1 protein-coding gene is annotated in these 1,845 nt (G+C 59.3%); it reads right to left on the bottom strand.

The annotated features are described in order from the left end of the window. Window positions 1-1,845: RHS repeat-associated core domain-containing protein (locus AACY52_RS28335; RefSeq protein ID WP_339561074.1), on the bottom strand; the 1,845-nt coding region annotated here is incomplete at both ends.

Genomic DNA, 1,845 nt, shown 5'->3' with positions numbered 1-1,845 from the left:
ATCCGGTCGGGTTAGGCACGTATAGGTAGGCGTTACTCCCACCCGCCAATTTCACCGGATCGGGTGTCAGGTAACGACCTAGATCCGGATTGTAGTAGCGATGGCGGTTGTAGTGCAGCCCGCTTTCTTGATCGAAGTATTGGCCTTGGAAACGCAGCGGGTTGTCGACTTTTCCTATGTCCAGGCGGCTGATTTCGCCGTAGGCGCGGTAATGCGCGGACCAGACGATTTCGCCATCCGGGGCGGTGAGTTCCTGTGGGGTGCCGAGGTGGTCGAGTTGGTAGTGGTAGGGCTTGGTGTCTTTTGGGCCGAAGCCTTCCAGCAGCGCCAACGGGCGAAAGCTGTCGGGTTTGTAGAGGTAACTGCGATGGCCGTCCGCGTGGTGTTCGGCGATGAGTTTGTCGCCTTGCCAGAAAAACTCGGTGGTGATGCCGTCTACGGTTTTGCTGATGCGGCGGCCGAAGGGGTCGTAGCGGTAGTTGGCGGTTTGGCCGTTAGTTTTTTTAATACTGATCAGGCGGTGCTGGCAGTCGTAGCGGTATTCGGTGACGAGTTGCTGGCCTTTGCCGCGACGCTCGCGGATCAGGTTGCCGAAGGCGTCGTAGTCGTAATGGCGGTCACCTTGGATCATCAGGCGGTTGCCGGCGACGATGTCTGGGCCGGGGCGGTCTTGCATGAGCAGGTTGCCGGCCGGGTCGTGGCCGAAACGTTCGTGCTCGCCTTGGGAGTGGTCGGCGCGGGTGAGGCGGCTTAGTGGGTCGTAGTGGTAGTGGTGTTCGCCTTTGCGGGTATCGATGAGGCGGGTGAGGTGGCCGGATTTGTCGTAGTCGTAGTGGCGGCGGTAGACAGTGCCGTCGGCATCGGCGATGCCTTGGTTGAACAGGCGCCCTTGGTCGTCGTGTTGGTAACTGCTGAGCAGTTTTCCTTGGGCGCGTTGCTGCTCGCGGCCGGCGCTGAATAGGTGTGAGGTCAGTACCGCACCATTCAGTTCAACTGTGGAAAGGTGTCCGCCTTTGTTGTGGTTGAAGGTGAGGCGGTTGTTATCCGGCAGGCGCAGTTTTTGAAGTTGGCCGCAGGCGTCGTAGCCATAGCGCAGAGTGCCCCAGCCTTGATGTTCGGCGGTAAGGCGGTTTTGCGGATCGTATTCGTAGGCCAAGGTCCAGTGGCCGTCGTCGACGCTGAGGAGGTTGCCTTGGCGGTCGTAGGCGTAATCGACGATGTTGCCGTCGGGCAGGGTTTTTCTTACGAGTCGACCGGCGTGGTCGCGCTCGTAGCGAGTGACTAGCTGACTGCCATCGTCGCCATGTTCGGTCTTTTCTTGCAGGTTGCCGTTGAGGTCGTAGGCGTAGGCGGTGCGCTGGCCGTCAAACCCGGTTTCCTGCTGGATCAGGCCGTTGCTGTGGTACTGGAGTCGGTAGGTTTCGCCGACTTCGTTTTCGATCTCGGTCAGCAGTAGCCGGGCGTTGTCGTAACGGTAGTTGACCTGGGTGCCATCGGCGTTGATGCAGCGACTGATCAGGTGCAAGCCGTCCGCATATTCGTAACGCGTGACGTGCCCCAGTTCATCGCGTTCGGAGGTGATTTTTCCGTAGGCGTTGTAGCTGTATTCCCGCGTTGCACCGCCGGGCTGAGTCAATTTCAGTAAGCGGCCTGCTGCATCCCACTGATACTGAGTCAGCGCGCCATGTTCATCCTCGCGGGCAATCTGCCGCCCCAGATCGTCATAGCGATAGCGCTTGATTCCGCCATTCGGTAATTGCTCTTCAAGCAACTGGCCACGCTCATTCCACACCAGCCGCTGACAACTGTGATCCGGGTACCAAACCCCAATCAACTGCCCGTGTT

The organism is Pseudomonas sp. EA_65y_Pfl1_P113 (genome assembly GCF_963970525.1).
GTDB lineage: Bacteria > Pseudomonadota > Gammaproteobacteria > Pseudomonadales > Pseudomonadaceae > Aquipseudomonas > Aquipseudomonas tritici.
Note: the sequence above shows the minus strand (reverse complement) of the source record. Positions and strands in the feature narration are given on the sequence as shown.